This is a genomic window from Nitrosomonas sp. Nm34 (assembly GCF_900113925.1).
Taxonomy (GTDB): Bacteria; Pseudomonadota; Gammaproteobacteria; order Burkholderiales; family Nitrosomonadaceae; genus Nitrosomonas.
The window spans coordinates 1-18,554 of the sequence record NZ_FORD01000050.1; the positions used below are offsets into that span (position 1 = coordinate 1).

General features: G+C 43.5%; 15 protein-coding genes and 1 tRNA gene. 6 read left to right on the plus strand and 10 right to left on the minus strand.

Annotated features, from left to right (window positions below; translation table 11 throughout):
• Positions 1-396 precede the first annotated feature (396 nt).
• From BM283_RS14105 to BM283_RS14120, 4 genes are all read right to left on the minus strand, one after another.
• Positions 397-472 (minus strand) — tRNA-Lys (locus BM283_RS14105).
• 283 nt (positions 473-755) lie between these two features.
• Positions 756-1,199: a dihydroneopterin triphosphate diphosphatase gene (gene nudB / locus BM283_RS14110; RefSeq protein ID WP_090694211.1), complete on the minus strand. Its 444-nt coding sequence runs from the start codon at positions 1,197-1,199 to the stop codon at positions 756-758.
• Positions 1,200-1,207: 8 nt separating this feature from the next.
• Positions 1,208-2,998, minus strand: coding sequence for an aspartate--tRNA ligase (gene aspS / locus BM283_RS14115; RefSeq protein WP_090694213.1), 1,791 nt, complete (start codon positions 2,996-2,998; stop codon positions 1,208-1,210).
• A 142-nt stretch (positions 2,999-3,140) separates the two neighbouring features.
• Positions 3,141-3,404 carry an FmdB family zinc ribbon protein gene (locus BM283_RS14120; RefSeq protein WP_090694215.1) on the minus strand — a complete coding sequence of 88 codons (264 nt, stop codon included), beginning with the start codon at positions 3,402-3,404 and terminating at the stop codon, positions 3,141-3,143.
• A 552-nt stretch (positions 3,405-3,956) separates the two neighbouring features.
• On the opposite strand from BM283_RS14120, the gene BM283_RS14125 reads away from it, so the two are divergent.
• The 4 genes from BM283_RS14125 to BM283_RS14140 all read left to right on the plus strand — a co-directional run bounded on the left by BM283_RS14125 (position 3,957) and on the right by BM283_RS14140 (position 9,637).
• Entirely contained in the window at positions 3,957-4,151 is a 195-nt protein-coding gene (locus BM283_RS14125) for a (2Fe-2S)-binding protein (RefSeq protein WP_090694217.1), read from the plus strand.
• Positions 4,152-4,192: 41 nt separating this feature from the next.
• Complete coding sequence (locus BM283_RS14130; protein WP_090694219.1) at positions 4,193-4,519, plus strand: ferritin-like domain-containing protein; 327 nt, start codon at positions 4,193-4,195, stop codon at positions 4,517-4,519.
• 406 nt (positions 4,520-4,925) lie between these two features.
• On the plus strand, positions 4,926-7,268 hold the full coding sequence (locus BM283_RS14135) for a TonB-dependent siderophore receptor (protein WP_254776382.1): 2,343 nt from the start codon (positions 4,926-4,928) through the stop codon (positions 7,266-7,268).
• A 197-nt stretch (positions 7,269-7,465) separates the two neighbouring features.
• Entirely contained in the window at positions 7,466-9,637 is a 2,172-nt protein-coding gene (locus BM283_RS14140) for a hypothetical protein (RefSeq protein ID WP_254776383.1), read from the plus strand.
• 302 nt (positions 9,638-9,939) lie between these two features.
• Here BM283_RS14140 and recN read toward each other — a convergent pair whose 3' ends face one another.
• Together recN and BM283_RS14150 are read right to left on the minus strand one after the other, a co-directional pair.
• Complete coding sequence (recN, locus tag BM283_RS14145) at positions 9,940-11,610, minus strand: DNA repair protein RecN (RefSeq protein ID WP_090694239.1); 1,671 nt, start codon at positions 11,608-11,610, stop codon at positions 9,940-9,942.
• Between the two features lie 9 nt (positions 11,611-11,619).
• The gene (locus BM283_RS14150; protein WP_090694240.1) at positions 11,620-12,507 is read right to left on the minus strand and encodes an NAD kinase; all 888 of its coding nucleotides are present in this window, start codon (positions 12,505-12,507) and stop codon (positions 11,620-11,622) included.
• Positions 12,508-12,685: 178 nt separating this feature from the next.
• On the opposite strand from BM283_RS14150, the gene hrcA reads away from it, so the two are divergent.
• Both hrcA and hemH read left to right on the plus strand, forming a co-directional pair.
• The gene (gene hrcA / locus BM283_RS14155; RefSeq protein ID WP_090694228.1) at positions 12,686-13,708 is read left to right on the plus strand and encodes a heat-inducible transcriptional repressor HrcA; all 1,023 of its coding nucleotides are present in this window, start codon (positions 12,686-12,688) and stop codon (positions 13,706-13,708) included.
• A 56-nt stretch (positions 13,709-13,764) separates the two neighbouring features.
• Entirely contained in the window at positions 13,765-14,850 is a 1,086-nt protein-coding gene (gene hemH / locus BM283_RS14160; protein ID WP_090694231.1) for a ferrochelatase, read from the plus strand.
• Between the two features lie 66 nt (positions 14,851-14,916).
• Here hemH and dapE read toward each other — a convergent pair whose 3' ends face one another.
• The 4 genes from dapE to BM283_RS19575 all read right to left on the minus strand — a co-directional run.
• Positions 14,917-16,047: a succinyl-diaminopimelate desuccinylase gene (gene dapE / locus BM283_RS14165; protein ID WP_090694232.1), complete on the minus strand. Its 1,131-nt coding sequence runs from the start codon at positions 16,045-16,047 to the stop codon at positions 14,917-14,919.
• Positions 16,048-16,299: 252 nt separating this feature from the next.
• On the minus strand, positions 16,300-17,082 hold the full coding sequence (locus BM283_RS14170; RefSeq protein ID WP_090694235.1) for an ABC transporter ATP-binding protein: 783 nt from the start codon (positions 17,080-17,082) through the stop codon (positions 16,300-16,302).
• Positions 17,082-18,209: an MlaE family ABC transporter permease gene (locus BM283_RS14175; RefSeq protein WP_254776384.1), complete on the minus strand. Its 1,128-nt coding sequence runs from the start codon at positions 18,207-18,209 to the stop codon at positions 17,082-17,084. The genes BM283_RS14170 and BM283_RS14175 overlap by 1 nt, the downstream gene beginning before the upstream one ends.
• A 149-nt stretch (positions 18,210-18,358) precedes the next feature.
• Positions 18,359-18,554, minus strand: a 196-nt coding sequence (locus BM283_RS19575) for a hypothetical protein (RefSeq protein ID WP_217646545.1), incomplete at its 5' end; no start/stop codon positions are given.

Consider the following 18,554-nt stretch of genomic DNA (forward strand, 5'->3'; position numbering starts at 1 on the left):
TTACACCTTTCGCGAGAAGAAACCCTCACTTAATATCAGGCTCCCTCAAGCTCTTCCAGTCGTGATTTGATGATTCTTATGTCGAACTCACGTTATTTAATATATCAGTCAATGATATTCCGGAGATGCATGATGCATTCAAAGGATTATCGATGCAATCGGTAGCGATCAACTATACCGTGGGTGGGTTGCAAGGACGTGGACAACGCACCGAACTGGTGATTCGTAACTTTTAACGCTTAGGTTAGCAGTACCAAATAAACCGCGGGTTTACAAACTGTCAGTACCAAATAAACCGCGGAAAGTACCAAATAAACCCCGCTTTTACATTACATACAAATCTTAAGTAACGAAAAAAGGGTTACAAGTCATAAACCTGTAACCCTTTGTCTTATCTGGTAGGTCGTGCGAGATTCGAACTCGCGACCAACGGATTAAAAGTCCGCTGCTCTACCAACTGAGCTAACGACCCAAAGCTCGCTATTATATCAATTCATTCAGCATTATAAAATACTTTATTACCTGTAAAAGCAAAATAAAAGGAAACAAAAAAACAATTCCTGGGCAGGCGTATATTTTACCCTTATATAATCATGGAGATATCTCTCTCCTCCATGCAAGTTTACTCTGTGATATAAGAGTAATTAATAAAATAGTATCTCATAAACTCGATATCACCCTCCAGTTTTTCTACTAAGTAATGATATCCCCTCGCCTCATATCCGGTCTCTCGACTCCAAATTAGTCATATAACGTTATTGTCGATTCGATCCTAATATGCGAATAGCTTCTGCGTTACTCAAGGAAAATACTTTTTCAGAAGCTTCCTGCCAAGGCAACCAGATTGCCCTTAAGTGTTCGCGTGCAGCAATATTAACCGGTACGATTTTGGGAAGCTTTAGCCCAAAGACATGCTCGGTATTATGAGTGATACCTGGCCCATACCGCCAGCGCCATTCCAGGAAAATTTCATACTGGTTTTCTATATGCCAGTCTGTCAGCTCATAGCATGTTGCATCGAGGCCGGTTTCTTCCTTGACCTCCCTGATAGCGGTTTGAAGCAGCGTTTCATCCGGGTCCTGACTACCGGTAACAGATTGCCAATACCCAGGATGATCTGCACGCTCGAGTAACAAAACCTGCAAATCGGCCGTATGAACGATAACCAAGACAGAGACAGGTTTTTTATAAGCAGGCACTGTTGAAATTAGTAGCTCCAGGAAATGACTTCTTTAGGATTACGCAGGCGAATATGCAGCTCCCGTAATTGCTTTTCTTCAACGATATTGGGTGCATGGGTTAGCAAGCACTGAGCACGCTGTGTTTTCGGAAAAGCAATCACATCACGGATCGACTCGGCACCTGTCATCATGGCAACAATACGATCAAGGCCAAATGCAATCCCGCCATGCGGTGGTGCACCGTATTGCAGCGCATTTAGCAAGAAACCAAATTTCTCCCGCGCCTCACCCTCGGAGATATTCAGTGCATTAAATACTTTTGATTGCACATCCTGGCGATGAATGCGCACGGAACCCCCTCCAATTTCGACTCCATTTAATACCATGTCGTATGCTTTGGATAAGGCTTTGCCTGGTTCTGTCACGAGCAGATCTTCATGGCCATTGGCAGGCGAGGTAAACGGATGATGAAGCGCTTTCCAGCGATTTTCTTCCTCATCCCATTCGAACATCGGAAAATCGACCACCCATAATGGCTTCCACTCAGAATCAATCAATCCGCGCTCATGACCAATCTTGACCCGTAACGCTCCCAATGCATCATTAACGATCTTCGCCTTGTCAGCACCAAAGAACACCAGATCACCCTCTTGCGCACCGCTGCGCTCCAACACAGCTTTTACGACTGGCTCAGGCAGGAATTTCAGGATGGGAGATTGCAATCCTTCCAATCCTTTTTCCAGGCTGTTGATCTTGATATAGGCCAACCCTTTTGCCCCATAAATAGCAACAAAATGAGTGTAATCGTCGATTTCCTTGCGCGATAATTCACACCCTTTTGGAATGCGCAGGGAAGCTACGCGCCCATCTGGCTTCTGGGCAGCATCGCGAAACACCTGGAAGGGGACATCCTGCATCAGGTCGGTCAGCTCAGTGAATACCAGGGGTATGCGTAAATCCGGTTTGTCGGAGCCATACCTGAACATGGCTTCCTCATGACTCAACCGCGGAAAAGGACTGGGCAAATCGACACCGATTGCTTCACGGAACAGATTGCGAATCATCCCTTCCATCAATACCATGATTTCATCTTCATTGAGAAAAGAGGTTTCGATATCAATCTGAGTAAATTCCGGTTGACGATCCGCACGCAAATCTTCATCACGAAAACAGCGAGTAATCTGGTAATAGCGATCAAATCCGGACACCATCAGAAGCTGCTTGAATAGCTGGGGAGATTGAGGAAGTGCAAAGAAATGACCGTCATTGACGCGCGAAGGAACTAAATAGTCCCGCGCACCTTCAGGAGTTGATTTGGTCAGCATCGGTGTTTCGACATCGATGAATCCCTGCTGGTCAAGAAAGGAACGTACCGCCATGGTGACTTTATGACGCAAGCGCAGGTTTTTTTGCATGACGGGACGGCGCAGATCAAGAAAGCGATGCTCCAGACGTATCGCTTCACTTAAATTCTCCTCATCCATCTGGAAGGGTGGTGTAAGCGAAGAATTCAGAATTTCAATCGTGTCCACCAGCACCTCCACCTCGCCAGTTTGAAGGGCCAGATTGACTGTTCCTTCTGGGCGGGGACGTACTGTTCCAATTACTTTAAGCACAAATTCGTTACGAATTTTTTCTGCAATCTGAAAAGTATTCGCGTTTTCCGGGTCACAGACAATCTGGACAATGCCTTCACGATCACGTAAATCGATAAAAATCACGCCCCCGTGATCGCGTCGGCGATGGACCCATCCATAAAGCGTAACAATTTGATTCAGATAGCGAGTATTAATGGTGCCGCAATAGTTAGTACGCATATTGTTTTGGTTTTATATAAGGAAAATTAGGAGCATCTACAAATTCAACGCGATTGCTAATGAAAAGACTTCAGTTTAATTGCAAATATCATTAAACGACTAGCCATGTCCATGGAAATAATAATGTGATAATGCTGCCGCCTCATTCCGTTGTGGTAGCAGACGAGGCTGTGCTTTCACTCTTAGTTTCTGATTTTGATTTCGTTTTGGTTTCCGACGCGGGTTTATTCTTAAAATCTGTAACATACCAGCCACTTCCCTTCAATTGAAAACCGGCAGCAGAAATCTGCTTAACATATTCACCACTTCCACATTCAGGGCAATTTTCGATAGGGGAATCACTCATTTTTTGTAAATGTTCTTTCTCTAAACCACACGAACGGCAAACATACTCATAAATAGGCATTATCATCTCCATTAATCTTTCAATGGAAAAAGCAACATTATACTTTAACCATTGTATTCAATTGTTTTTGAAATAAGGAAAACAGCTTTACTCAGGATACTCACCACACCTTGCGTCAAAGAATATATATGCTGCAACACTTTTTTTAAAGTACTGAATATCTTGAATAGACTTTAGCATCAACTCCCCTCATCCAATACTCTGCGCGATAGTGCAACAGCTATCAGGGTAAGGTGGCAGGTTTTACCATAATTCGTTTCATCTGAAAACGTTCTTCTGTATCCATTGCAGCGTCTAACCCAAGAGACGACATAACTCGCGCTTAATTACGCCTCAGCATGCCTACTCATGCCTGTCTAGCTTCAGCGTAGCGATAATTTTTTGATATGTCGCGGCCAGGCGGATTGCTGCGCAAAAACATATTGATTAGCACTACTTGCATTCTCTGCCAATATGAATATAATCACGAATAATTCTCATTAACGGTAATGTTTGCTGCTTTATATCCAGCAAAACAAACGACTGCTAAACCAATCGACAAAGGTGTGTTTCATGTATATTTGTGTCTGCAAGGGAGTGACTGATCGTGCAATTCTCGAGGCTGTCAGTCAAGGGGCTGAACGGATGCGTGATCTGAAAGTTAATCTCGGTATTACCGAGCAGTGTGGCATTTGTGCTTGCCACGCAAAAAGGGTACTTGATCAAGCATTAATGCGAGAAACCCCGGCCCAGCCCCCTGTCACCTGAACTCACTCGTTTTTGCGAGTAAACCACCCGAAGAAACACCTATGAAAAGGAACGCAGACATTATTAATTGGTTAAATCGTCAGTTATTGCATCAGGTTATCTGCCATCAATCAGTATTTTCTTCATACCCGGGTGTACAGGAATCGGGATTTAGCCAACCGGGCGAGCATGAATATCACGAATCGATCGAGAAGATAAAATACGCTGACAAACTCGTTGAGTGTATCTTGTTTCTGGAGGAATTACCCAATTTACAGGATCTGGAGAAGCTTTTGATTGGGGAATCACCCCAGGAATACGTAACGTGCGATCTTACTTTGGAAGATACCTCACGTGAAACGCTGCTCGCTGCAATTGCTGCCTGTTAAACAGTTCAGAATTATGTTTTACGGAAAATTTTTGAACATATTCTTGAAGATACTGAACAGCATATCGATTAGTTGGAAACACAATTAGATGTCATGCAAAAGGCTGGTATTTAGAACTGGTGGCAAAGTCAAATTTAAATTTTGTCCTGTTGCTGGTATTCAATTTCCAGTGGCATGACGAGCTAGCTCTTGTCTAATATTCTCTCTCCTGTCCGTGCAAATCGATCTTTGGTTTAGATTTATCATATAAAACACAATAATGTATACCCCCAGCTTTAAAACCTTTATTACTCAACAGAAATGGATCGATATTTTATGGCTATCGTGCAGCGAATATAGCAAATGTAGCGGATATAGGGGATGTAAGAGCACGCGATTTAACCGCTTTTTTGTATATACAGCATTATTGTTTTCAATATTTATTGCTACTTTTTTACCCGATATTGTTTTTGCTGAATCGTCAGAAATTACCAAACCTGTCACCCGCTCCTATAATATTCCAGCCGGTTCTCTGGAAAATGCGCTCAGTCAATTTTCAAGTCAATCAGGAGTAAAAATCTTTTTTGATGATGCTGTTATACAAGGTAAGACCACACAGGGCTTGGCAGGTAATTATGAAATCTCCGCCGCACTAGATCAATTACTTAAAAGCACTGATTTGCAGCCGGTATCGCATCCAGAAGGTTTTACCATAATAAAATTATCCACCGAGTCTGCGCTCAGCCCAGTTGTCACCACCCTCCCTTCGATCAAAATAACAGCGAGTAGCGAAACAAGCCGCTATATGGCTGCCAGCAGCTCCACAGCAACCAAGACGAATACCCTGCTACGCGATGTGCCTCAAGCAATTTCCGTCGTTACAGAAAGCGCCATTAAGGACCAATCAATACGAAGTATAGCCGATGCTGTGCGCTATGTACCGGGGGTCGGGGTATCGCAAGGTGAGGGAAACCGAGATGCCGTGATATTCCGGGGCAATCGCTCAACGGGCGACTTTTTTGTCGATGGTATACGCGATGATGTTCAATATCTTCGTGATCTCTATAACATCGAACGAATTGAAGTATTGAAAGGCCCCAATGGAATGATTTTTGGACGCGGTGGTTCAGGTGGTGTTATTAACCGCGTAACAAAGCAAGCGGGCTGGGAACCGATTCGCGAATTCTTTTTCCAGGGAGGTTCTTATGGTCTAAAAAGAATGACCGCCGATTTCAATCAGCCAATTAATGATCAAATTGCTTTCCGGGTGAATGGTCTATTTGAAGAAGCAGGAAGTTTCCGAAATGGAGTAGATTCAGATCGGCTCGGTATTTCTCCAACCGTGACCGTCAAACCGACTAATCGCACTAAAGTTGTTTTAAATATGGAAAGATACCATGACGACCGCACTGCCGATCGCGGGATTCCTTCTTTTCAAGGTCGCCCGTTTGATGTCAAACATTCACAATTTTTTGGAGATCCGAGGCGAAGCAATTCCATAGTAGATGTTTTATCATTCAATTCTTTGATCGAGCATAAATTCGACTTTGGATTAACTGTCAATAATCGAACCAATTATGCTCAATTCGATAAGTTCTATGGAAATGTCTTTGCCAATAGCCCAGTTCTTGGCAGCGTAGTATCCCTTGGCGCGTATAGCGATGGCACTGACCGCGAGAATGTTTTCAATCAAACAAATTTTCTGTATTCACTTGAAACAGGACCTGTAGCGCATACACTGCTGGCAGGTATCGAAGTAGGTCAACAGATCACTGATAATTTGCGAAGACAAGGACTTTTCAATAATGATCCTAGACAAACCAGTTTACGTGTACCCGTAATCAACCCGATTACCAATGCACCCATTGACTTTGTCAATAGAAATATCGATGCCAATAATCACAGTAAAATTAATATCACAGCATTTTACTTTCAAGATCAGATAGAGTTCATCCCCCAGCTGCAGGCAATCGTCGGTGTACGCTATGATTTATTTGAAACGGATTTTCGCGATAGAAACGGCAATCAAGATCATCTAAAAACCAAAGATGGCCTACTGGCACCCAGGTTTGGCCTGATCTATAAACCAATTACCCCCATTTCCATTTACGCGAACTTTAGTCAGGCATACGTGCCACGAGCCGGCGAACAATTAACCGCCTTGACTGTGACGACTGAAACGCTTAAACCAGAAAAATTTACGAATCTGGAAGCAGGAATAAAATGGGATATTCGCCCTGATCTTTCGTTGACGGCGGCAGCCTATCGCATCGATCGCACCAATGTGATCACGGTTGATCCTAATGATGCTTCACGCTCATTTTTAACCAAAGGGCAGCGTACTGAAGGCGTCGAAGTAGGCTTAAATGGTCAGCTAACTCCTCATTGGAATGTGATGGGCGGCTATGCTTATCAAGATGGAGAAATCACCAGCCAGCAGTTTGGCGCACCGAAAGGAAACACAGTCGCCGAGCTTCCACGCAATACTTTTTCTCTGTGGAGCCGATACGATTTTATTCCCCAATTCGGTGCAGCAGTTGGCGTAATTTATCGTAGCAGCATGTTTGCCTCCACTGATAACACAGTGGTTATTCCAGATTTTACACGCGTCGATGCAGCACTATTTGCTCAATTTAATAAGCATGTACGCGCGCAACTTAATATTGAAAATGTATTTGATGTCAATTATTTTGCATCTGTTCAGAATAACAACAACATTATGCCCGGTTCCCCCATTGCAGTTCGTGCAGCTTTAATTGCTAATTTTTAGCTAAGTATCTGCAATAATTGTTATCAACTTTTAGGAGTATACAAATTTAAAATTATATTTTTCAATATAAATAATAACGATTATTATTCGTACTATTATTAAGTTTTTCATTTTTTAAAAGGGAGGTTTACATGAAGCTGGTTCCAAGGTTCATCATCATATTAAGCAGTTTCCTGATGCTATACGCAAGCGCAATAGTGCATGCCGCAACCACCTCTAATAAAGAGGCGATTGAAGCGGCAGCTGCTGCCTTCAAGACGATTGGTACCTTACGAAGAGAAACACCTATTAATGCAGATGCTATTGCAAGCGCTTATGCAGGTGCATTACAGACGCTTGTTCAGGAAGTTGATACTACCAATAAACTGAGCCTGGATAGTGATATCTTGAGTGCAATTGAGGATATCAAAAAAAATAATGATCAAAAGCTGGCCGGTCAGGTCATTGACAAGACGTTACAACGAGTTTTTTACCAAACAGTGTTTAATCGTATTGCAACTATACGAGAGCAATTTAAAGAGGCAACACCTACTGCACTAAATCAACTGACAGATGAAGCGCTCGTATCGGCTCAAGCCCTTAGCTCAACTACTGCGAGAGCCAATCATGTTCTTACTACCGATAGACAGTCTTTAGTAGAAGGCAACAATTCAGGATTGGATATTGCTATAAATGAATCTTTCGAAAGAATTAGAAATACATTAAATAAAAATAACCCGGACGAAGACTTTGCTAACTTTGGCATTGAGCGCTACGCGACCAGAATGTCATTAACGCGCGCCTTTTACAATTCAGTTTTAAGGGAAGTGGCAGGTGTTCTTAATAACAGAGATAGAGATCCGGAAACGACAGCCATTGAACAGAAAGAAGGCGAAATTTTCTATCGTATTATTGAATCACTTGTCGCACGAGATAATCCAGTAGGGAACTTGCTCATAAAAGCTCGGCTGACAGGGAATCCTTCCGAAATTACAGCAGATGAGATGGTAAGTGAGTTAAATAAAGGATTTATTGGCCGAGTAAAAGCCGAAATGAAAGGCCAAGAAGACAGTATTGGCAGAGATCGCGCCCAGGCGATGGCAGAAGCCGCAGGTGCGCTTTATTTTGCTAATATCCTTTTGCCGGATCTGGAGCTACGTCTAGGCGCAGATGTACGTAGCAATTTTGAAAATGCATTAAATAATCTGCAAATTGCAAGCAGTGAAAACAGTGAGCCTAAATCAGCAGAAGCGCGCCAAGCCATTTCAACGATTCTTACCAACTATGAGAATCAACTTAAGCTTACTAAATTTAATAAAACAAATGATACAAGTTTGATCATTGATGGAGCCGTTTCATCTTATCAAGCTATTGGTGAATTACGTAGTCAAACGCCTATGAACGCTGATGCCATTGCTGCCGAATATGGAGGAGACTTACAGCAACTAACGCAAATAGTGGATGGCATCTATGGATTGTCGATGAATAACGACATATTAAACGCCATTGAAGTTATCAGAAGCGGAAATGAGACTGCATTAGCTGCGCAAGCCATTGATAAAACTTTACAACGCGTTTTCGCATTAACTGTCTATAACCGCATAACGTTAACGCTGGACGCTTTTGATAGCCTGCCAACCGATGCGCTGGAACTTGAGTGGGATCGGGCCTATGCTGCCTTTCTCGCGATTATTGGCACGGCAGGCAGAGAAAACAAGGTACTCACAGCTGATAAACTGGCCATCGAATCAGGCAGTAACCCTGATCTGGATGATCAAATAACATTAGCATTTATTAATGGGAAAGAAGCATTGGTTAAAAACAGCGCAGAGGATAAAACAAATCTTGCGCTCGCACGTGAAAATATCGTCGTCCCACTAGTCAGAAGTTTCTTAATTGGAGTGCTGCGTGAAGTGGAAGGCATTATTTCAGAAAGAGATAGAGATATTAATGAAGCAAGAGAAAAACAGATTGAGGGCGAATACTTTTATCGCATTGTGGAAGAGTTTATTTCACAAACCAATCCGAATGGCAGTACTCGTATTAAATCTCAATTGACCGGAGATTTGGCGAATGTATCCGCAAACGAAATCGTAAGCGAAATCAGCAAAGGAATAATGGGTCAAGTTAAAAATAACTTAAAAGAGATTGAATCAACATTTCAGGCTGATAAGAATCAAGCTACGCTGGCAGCTGAAAGATTATCTCTGTATGCCAATATATTCCTTCCAGATTTAGTATTACGTTTAGGCTCATTAGAACGCGTAAAAATGGAAAACGCGCTGCAGGATTTAAAAGAAGCCATTAATCAGAATAAGGTGGATAAAGCAATTGATGCGAGAGAAACCATACTGTCTGTTATCGCAAATTATGAAAGCCAGTTAATTTAAATAATTGGCGCCCCATTTAATAGGGTGCAAGGTGGGGTTTATTTTCTAAAATATGCAGAGCGGGATCGAGCTATACTTAGATCCCGCTCTGTTTTTTTGTTATCCATTTCCAAATCAAACCTGATTTTGCCGGCTTCAACTTGCTGTATTATTTTTATACTGTCTGCGGCTCGCCTTCGCATTATGTTTGATTTGGAAATGGAATTGCCAAAGAGGATGAGATTTAATCCGCAGCGCCAAGAACATAGCTGTAGCGCAGCACTAACGCTAACTGGCTAAATTGGCATGATTTCTTAAGATAACTACTTATTTTGCTGCAGCATTTCCGCAGCATGCTGGCGGGTCGTGGCAGTAATATTTACTCCCCCAAGCATGCGCGCTATTTCCTCTACCCGCTCCTGCTCATCCAGTGAGCGGATAGCGCTAGACACCGGATTGTCTGCAAGCAACCCAGGCACTTTGACCACCTGCCAGTGTTGATCTCCCATTGAGGCTACCTGAGCTAAATGGGTAATACAGAGCACCTGGCGCGTTTTGCCTAACTGCTTAAGAAGTGTGCCGACAATTTCAGCCACCCGCCCCCCGATTCCTACATCTACCTCATCAAATATCAGGGTTGGCGCTGTCCCTACCTGGCTCGTAATGACTTGGATCGCTAGACTGATACGTGATAATTCGCCCCCTGACGCAACTTTTGCAAGCGGGCGTGGCGGTACCCCTCTATGTGGGGAAACTTGAAATTCAATCTGCTCAAATCCATGAGCACTACCTTGATTATAAGGTACCAGCGTAATATCAAAACCGCCTCCTGCCATTGCCAGCGTTTGCATCGCTTCAGTGACCTGATGTGCCAATGTTTCAGCCGCTTTGCGTCGTGCAATGCTAAGTGTCTGGGCAAGTTCTTCATAGGCTTTCTTTGCCGATGAAACGGTTTCACCCAGGCTGTCCCCATCAGTATTACGCCCCAGTTCCTGCAGGCGTTGCATTGTTCTCTGCAATAAATCAGGTATCTCCTCTGGCGAAAGGCGATATTTTCTAGCTAAGACATGAATGGCTGCCATTCTCTCTTCGGTCATACGTAAACTTTGCGGATCAAGATTAAGTCGCTGTTGATAGTGTTTCAATTCGTATACTGCTTCCTGTAACTGAACCTGGGCAGTTTCCAGTAAATTATAAGGAGACTTAAGATCACTATCATAATCGAGCGAATGACGCAGGCGAGTGAGCACAGTATGCAGCTGCTCCAGCGCAGCAGATTCATTTCCGGATAATATCTCCAAACTGGATTCGACCGCTTCTAACAAATTTGCTGTATGCGACAAACGATTATGATCAGCCTGTAATGTGTGCCACTCCTCTATCGAAAAATTCAATGCAGAAAGTTCCTGCAGCTGCCATTCCAGCTGCTCGCGCTCTTGTAAAAATAGAGCCGCGTTCTGCTCCCATTTAAGGTGTTGCTGATGTAATTGTTGCCAATATTGAAAAGCTGCTGCGACCTCTTTAACTAGCTCACTATTGCCAGCATAGCCATCAAGTAAGTCACGCTGCGTATCACTGCGTAACAAAGATTGATGTGCATGTTGCCCATGAATATCCACTAATTGATCACCAACGATACGAAGCTGCTGTAAGGTTACGGCATTACCATTGATATAACTGCGTGATCGCCCATGAGCGTCGATGATACGGCGAAGTATGCAAATACCAGCATCCGAGTGGAGATCATTTTCTCGCAACCATGTCTGCAAACTCAAATGATTGTCAATATCAAATTCAGCAATGATTTCTGCACGTTCACGGCCATGCCGAATCTGACTGACCTCACCACGTCCCCCCAGTGCAAGCATCAAGGCATCAATTAGAATGGATTTTCCTGCGCCTGTTTCACCAGTCAAAACTGTAAAACCTGGTTTAAACGTCAGTTCAGAAAAATCAACAATCACAAAATCACGAATCGTTAAATGAATTAGCATGCCAATCAACTATGATTGATTTTTTTGAGGAATTTCACTCCAGCCCAGCTTTTCTCTCAGCATACGGTAATAACTATGATTGACCGCATGTAACAATTTGACTCTCTCGGAGAAACATCGCACGATAATCCTGTCATGCTCACCCAGATCAAACCAGGAATGACTATCGGAGTATATTTTAGTTTCAGTGGTATAAAGCACCTTGATTTCGATCATGGCATCCGGCTCGACCACGATAGGACGATTACTCAAAGTATGGGGACATATTGGGACTAACTCAATCAAATCAAGGCAGGGATGTAAAATAGGCCCGCCTGAAGAGAGCGCATAGGCTGTTGATCCCGTGGGAGTGGCTACAATCAAGCCATCAGAGCGTAATGAATAGACATATTCACCATTGATGCGTACTTCAAATTCAACCATACCGGTGCTGATACCCCGATGCACCACCACATCATTAAATGCTAACGCTCTGAACACACTGACCTCATTGCGCAATACTTCTGCAGATAACAGCATCCGCTTTTCGATAACAAACTGCCCATCCAGCATGGCACTAAGGGTTTCCTTCATGGTATCCACTGTCAAATCAGTCAGAAAACCGAGCCGCCCTTGATTAACCCCGACCAATGGCACATTAAATGGGGCAAGAATCCTTGCAATGTTAAGCATGGTGCCGTCTCCCCCTAATACGACGGCAAGGTCAGCCTGTGCACCAATCTCTTCCAATGTCAGCACTGGGTAATCAATTTTGCCAAGATGTGAGGCAGTCAATTGATCAAGGACTACTTCAAAATTCCGACTGATCAAATACTCTGCCAGACTCAATAACGGTGCCAGGATTTCTGGATTCTTATGCTTACCGATTAATGCAATTTTATTGAAAAATGCGCTCATGGAAACAAATTTATATTTGAGATATCCAATGTCTTCAGAAAATATTTCGCATAGCATATTAACGCAGCGTATCTGAAAGGTAAAAAGATTATTGCTGAAATAACGCTCTGCTAAAGAAAGCTGGATTTTTCTTCCAGAATATACTCTCTAGCAAAGCTGTATCGTGTAGAATAAATACATGCTTAACGAACGTGCCAAAACCTTACTGAAGACACTTGTGGAACGCTATATTCATGAAGGCGAACCGGTAGGGTCACGTTCGCTTTCTAAATTCTCTGGGTTAGATCTCAGTCCTGCTACTATCCGCAATGTCATGGTTGATCTTGAGGAAATGGGTTATGTTGCCAGCCCCCATACTTCAGCCGGCAGGATACCTACCGCTAAAGGTTACCGTTTTTTCGTCGATAGCTTGTTGGTTGTCCAATCATTAGATATTAAAGAGATGTCTCACCTGGAAAACCAGATGCATCCTGATAACCCGTCAAGACTTATCAATGTGGCATCACAAATGCTCTCTGAATTAACCCGGTTTGCAGGAATAGTGGTTACGCCCAAGCGGGCAGGCGGCGCCGTATTTCGTTATATCGAGTTTATGGCGTTGTCTGAAAAGCGTATTCTGCTGATTATGGTGACACCAGAAGGCGATGTGCAGAACCGGATCATTTTTACTGAAACTTCTTATAATCAATCAGACTTGATCGAAGCAAGCAATTTTCTCAATCAGCATTATGCAGGCTGCGCACTGGAAGAAATTCGTAGCCGCCTACAGTTAGAGCTAAAGCAATTGCGCTACGATATGACAAGTCTCATGAGTACAGCCATTGAAATCAGCAGCGATGTCATTCGTGAAAGCAGTGAAGCAGTTGTATTAGCAGGCGAACATAAACTGCTCGATGTTAAGGATCTCTCTGGCAACTTGACTAGTTTAAAAAAGCTTTTTGAGTTATTTGAGCGTAAAACCAAATTGCTACAGCTCATGGAACTGAGCCGCCAAGCGCATGGCGTAAAAATTTTCATCGGCGGAGAATCAGATGTCGCTGCATTGGATGAAGTCAGTGTAGTAACGGCCCCTTACGAAATTGAAGGGAAAGTGGTGGGTACTGTCGGCGTTATTGGTCCGAGGCGCATGGCTTACGAGCGCGTTATCCCGATCGTAAATATTACTGCCAGATTGCTCACAAGTGGGCTATCACAAAATTGACAGTATTATATTTATGTGTCTTACCTGTTTAAGCAGAAATAAAACTAAATAAATCCATGTTACCTGAACCGCCCTACCAGCACGGGACCTTAAGTAAAATTGGGGTGTTGCTGATTAATTTGGGAACACCTGACGCACCAACCGCAAAAGCGCTGAGACCTTACCTGAAACAGTTTCTCAGTGATTCAAGAGTCATCGAAATTCCTCGTTGGATCTGGTGGTTTATATTACATGGCATTATTCTTAATACGCGCCCAAGAAAATCAGCTGAAAAATATGCGCAAATCTGGATGCCGGAAGGGTCTCCATTAAAAATCCATACTGAGCAGCAAACCAGGCTATTAGCACGCGCTCTGGAAGAGCGCATTAAACCCGCCCCTATCGTTGAATATGCCATGAACATCGGTAATCCGTCTATCGCGCAGGTATTGCAACATATGAAAGAGCGCGGTTGTGACCGCATCCTGGTTTTCCCGCTTTTTCCACAATATGCTTCCAGCAGCAGCGGCTCAGCCATGGATAATCTTTTCTCGGAGCTGAAAAAGATGCGCAATATTCCGGCTGTTCGCATCGTCAAGCATTTTCATGATCATCCGGGCTATATTGCTGCACTCGCACAAAATATTCTCGATTATTGGGCTGAGCATGGTAAACCCGACAAGCTTATCCTTAGTTTTCATGGCGTACCGCGAAAAACGCTAGACAAAGGGGATCCTTATCACTGTGAATGTCAGAAAACGGGCAGGTTACTGGCAGAAGCGCTGGAACTGGATACAGAGCAGTATCAAGTATGTTTTCAGTCGCGCTTTGGCAACGCGAAATGGCTAACGCCCTATACTGCTGTGACCCTCAAGGAATTAGGCAAGTTGAAAACACAACGCGTGGATGTCGTTTGCCCTGGTTTTGTTTCGGATTGCCTGGAAACATTGGAAGAAATCGCCATTGAGGGTAAAAAGATTTTCATTGAAGCTGGGGGGCAGGAATTTCATTTCATCCCCTGCCTCAATGAGCACCATGATTGGATCAAAGCGTTGAGCGAGATGACTTACACCCACCTGCAAGGCTGGCTGAGTTCAGAGCCCACTGAAGAAGAAGCCGAACAATCCCGAAATCTTGCGCTGGAGATGGGTGCAATAGAATAGTTGCCAAGAAAACCATGAATAAACAACTTCTTATCATCTATAATTATTCACTCCCAGACAGTACAATTATCTCAATAACTGCTCCAAAGTTAATCGGTAAATCTCTGATAATCGCTCTATATCCTCTATCTCCACGTATTCGTTAAGTTTATGGATAGTCGCATTGCGCGGCCCAAACTCGACTACTTGAGGACAAATGTCAGCGATAAAACGACCGTCGGAAGTGCCGCCAGTAGTGGAGAGCTCGGGTTCAATTGCTGTGACACTTTTAATCGCTGCGCTGAGTGCGTCAGCTAATTTTCCTTTTGGGGTGAGATAAGGTTTGCCGGAAAGCTCCCATGCTAAATCATAAGTCAGACCATGCCGGTCGAGGATTTCATGAACCCGCTGCTTAAGTGACTCAACCGTACTTGCAGTTGAGAAACGGAAATTAAATAACAGGTTCACTTCGCCTGGGATAACGTTGGTAGCCCCTGTCCCACCATGGATATTGGAGATATGCCACGTTGTAGGTGGAAAATATTCATTACCTTGATCCCATTCAGTCCGGGCCAGTTCCGCGATAGCAGGCGCAGCCAGATGAATAGGATTTTTGGCAAGATGGGGGTAAGCAATATGGCCTTGTATTCCTTTGACAACTAATTTCCCCGATAGCGAGCCACGTCGCCCATTCTTGATAGTATCCCCCAGTTTATCCGTGCAAGTCGGTTCACCGACAATGCAATAATCAATCAACTCACTGCGTGCTTTCAGCGTCTCAACCACTTTAACCGTTCCCTCCACGGCTACGCCCTCTTCGTCCGAAGTGATCAATAAGGCAATGGACCCTTTATGATCAGGATAGGTAGCGACAAAACATTCTATGGCGGTTACAAAAGCAGCCAGAGAAGACTTCATATCCGCTGCCCCGCGCCCATACAGTTTATTGTCTCGAACAGTAGGTATAAACGGATCACTTTCCCATTGAGCCAAGGGGCCGGTTGGCACGACATCGGTATGGCCTGCAAAACACACAACTGGCTGAACATCGCCCCGACGCGCCCATAAATTGTCAACTTCGCCATAACGCATGCTTTCAATGTTAAACCCGATTTGTTTTAGCCGATTGATTAATATTTCCTGGCAACCATCGTCATTAGGCGTAAGTGAACGACAGCCAATCAGGATCTGGGCAAGTGCCAATGTGTCAGTGGGCATGAAATACTTCCTTAAATAAATAGCTTATAACATGTAAAAATTCACACGAACGATCTACCTGATACTTCCTTAATACTTCTTTAGGGCGCCTCTAAAAATTCAGAGTCCTAAACAAGACAAGGTGAGAACAAACAATGTTGACGTAACCTATACCTGATAGGTAGGAAACATTTTTTGTGAACAATAAAGTTTTTGACGAAATATGAATTTTTATAGTGCCCTTTATATTTTTATACTTTGTTGACGCTCTGCTTAAGGAAGCGCCAATACATTTCGTAATACATTTCGACCACGCTCCCCAAGAAAGAACTCCTTGATAAAAGGGTGATCAATTTTTATGATATCGGGCAATTCACCTACTGCAACAAGTCTCTGATCAGCCAGGACTGCGACACGCGTGGACAGCGCGGCCAATGTGTCCAGGTCATGCGTGACCATGATGATCGTCAATGTAAGTTCCTTGCGTAATGTTTGAATGAGTTTGACAAAACTCTCGCTCAATGGCGGATCCAGACCCGCTGTGGGCTCATCCAAAAACAGCAGCTCAGGATCCAATGCAAGTGCTCGTGCTAATGCAACACGTTTGATCATACCTCCTGAGAGTTCCGCCGGCATTTTGTTAGCATGCTGCGCTTCTACTTCAACCATATCAAGTTTTAACATGACCAGGTCGCGAATCATTTCTTCCGTCAGACAATGTAACTCGCGCATCGGCAGTGCAATATTGTCATATACATTCAGCGCACTAAAAAGTGCACCTTGCTGAAACAAAACGCCTGAGCGATTACGTAAACTTCTCAATAATTCAAGGTCACAATCATATGTGGAGTGCCCAAGAATCTTAACACTCCCTTGCGCGGGAATTTCCAGGCTTAACATCTGGCGCAGCAAGGTGGTTTTACCACTACCTGAACTCCCAACCAAGGATAATATTTCTCCCTGATATATATTCAAGTTAATGTTTTTATGGATGACATGACTACCAAAGCGTGTATACAAGCCTTGTAGCTCTATAATAGGATCATTATTAATCATTAGCTCCTAATCTTAAGACCTACATTCGAAAAAATTACCGCGAATATCGCATCAATGAGGATAACTGCTGTGATGGAAGTCACTACGGAATTGGTCGTACCCTCGCCAAGGCTTTCAGTATTCGGTTTAATACGCAAACCAAAATGGCAAGCAATCAGGGCGATGGCCATGCCACAGACCACCCCTTTGCCCATCCCTATCCATAAATTTGCAACTGGAACAGCATCAGGTAAGTTACTTAATGCATATTTATAATTCAATCCTATTTGCAGATCAGCTGCCAGAATTCCTCCGAGCAGGGCAATCGCGCTGGTCCAAAGTACAACGAGCGGCATAGCGATGCCTAATCCAATGATTTTAGGTAAAACCAACCTTAAGCTATGCGGGATGCCCATGACGGTCAGAGCATCCAATTCCTCTGTAACACGCATCACACCAAGCTGCGCTGTCATCGATGAACCAGAACGGCCAGCCACTAGTATTGCAGCTAGCATTGGGCCCAGCTCACGAACGATACTCATCCCTAAGATATTGATAATAAAAGTATCAGCGCCGTAACTATGAAGTTGCTCAGAAGAAAGATAGCTTAGGACAATTCCGATAAGGAAACCCACCAGTGCGGTAATACTCAGTGCTTGCGCCCCTGTTCTGAATAAATTTGCAGAAATCTCTCGCAGTGGTATTTGATTAGGATGTTTAACGAGATAGAGAAGATTCAGTAATACCTGCCCCAATAACGTGATAATGCCAGTCAAATGATCCCAAAATAAAAAATAACGTCTACCCAGCGTCAAGATGGGCCAGAGAATGTCACGGTGTATGGGTTTAGGTGCAGGACGTGCTTTTTCTAAGTGAGCAAACAATCTTTCATGTTCAGGTCGTATCAATAAATTAGCTGGACGATGCATTTTCCAGGCACGCCAGATCAATATGGCACCCGCATGATCCATTTGCTGGATACTCGTCAGATCCCAGTGAAGATCTGATTGCGTTGCAAAATGAGTCAGCTTGGCACCCACTTTCTGTAGCTGTTGATCTAATGCTGCCAGCGTATAACTGCCCGTGAGTTTGATGCAGGATATATTTTGTTCGATAGTTATTTGATACCAAGGTGAAGCATCATCCATACGATTACTGAGCAGCATAATTTTCTTTTTTATAGTTATAAAGCATCGCTATCTAGCCAAAACAGACGACCAAAATGTGTCAAGATACAAATGATAAGTCATTATAGACTACCCTCAATAGTAAACCTCATTATGATAATCAGGATCAATTAAAAATAGTGAGTACTTTTTTCTAGGGTCTGTTGACGTTTTAAGATAAGTATTTCATAGGTAGAAACAAACTCGTAATATTGGGGTTCCCATACCACCAACAAAACGAGTTTGCGATGCCCCGAATAATGCTCAATGATGAGTACTGGTCGAAGCTGGAGAAGATTCTGCTTCAAGAATCGATTTATAACAAGC

Excerpts from the sequence above, each read along its gene's own strand:
- BM283_RS14125 (WP_090694217.1), top strand. The coding sequence starts at position 3,957 with ATGTATATTTGTGTCTGCAAGGGAGTGACTGATCGTGCAATTCTCGAG.
- dapE (WP_090694232.1), bottom strand. The coding sequence starts at position 16,047 with ATGCCCACTGACACATTGGCACTTGCCCAGATCCTGATTGGCTGTCGT.
- BM283_RS14130 (WP_090694219.1), top strand. The coding sequence starts at position 4,193 with ATGAAAAGGAACGCAGACATTATTAATTGGTTAAATCGTCAGTTATTG.
- hrcA (WP_090694228.1), top strand. The coding sequence starts at position 12,686 with ATGCTTAACGAACGTGCCAAAACCTTACTGAAGACACTTGTGGAACGC.
- BM283_RS14150 (WP_090694240.1), bottom strand. The coding sequence starts at position 12,507 with ATGAGCGCATTTTTCAATAAAATTGCATTAATCGGTAAGCATAAGAAT.
- aspS (WP_090694213.1), bottom strand. The coding sequence starts at position 2,998 with ATGCGTACTAACTATTGCGGCACCATTAATACTCGCTATCTGAATCAA.
- BM283_RS14175 (WP_254776384.1), bottom strand. The coding sequence starts at position 18,209 with ATGGATGATGCTTCACCTTGGTATCAAATAACTATCGAACAAAATATA.
- recN (WP_090694239.1), bottom strand. The coding sequence starts at position 11,610 with ATGCTAATTCATTTAACGATTCGTGATTTTGTGATTGTTGATTTTTCT.
- BM283_RS14170 (WP_090694235.1), bottom strand. The coding sequence starts at position 17,082 with ATGATTAATAATGATCCTATTATAGAGCTACAAGGCTTGTATACACGC.
- hemH (WP_090694231.1), top strand. The coding sequence starts at position 13,765 with ATGTTACCTGAACCGCCCTACCAGCACGGGACCTTAAGTAAAATTGGG.
- BM283_RS14120 (WP_090694215.1), bottom strand. The coding sequence starts at position 3,404 with ATGCCTATTTATGAGTATGTTTGCCGTTCGTGTGGTTTAGAGAAAGAA.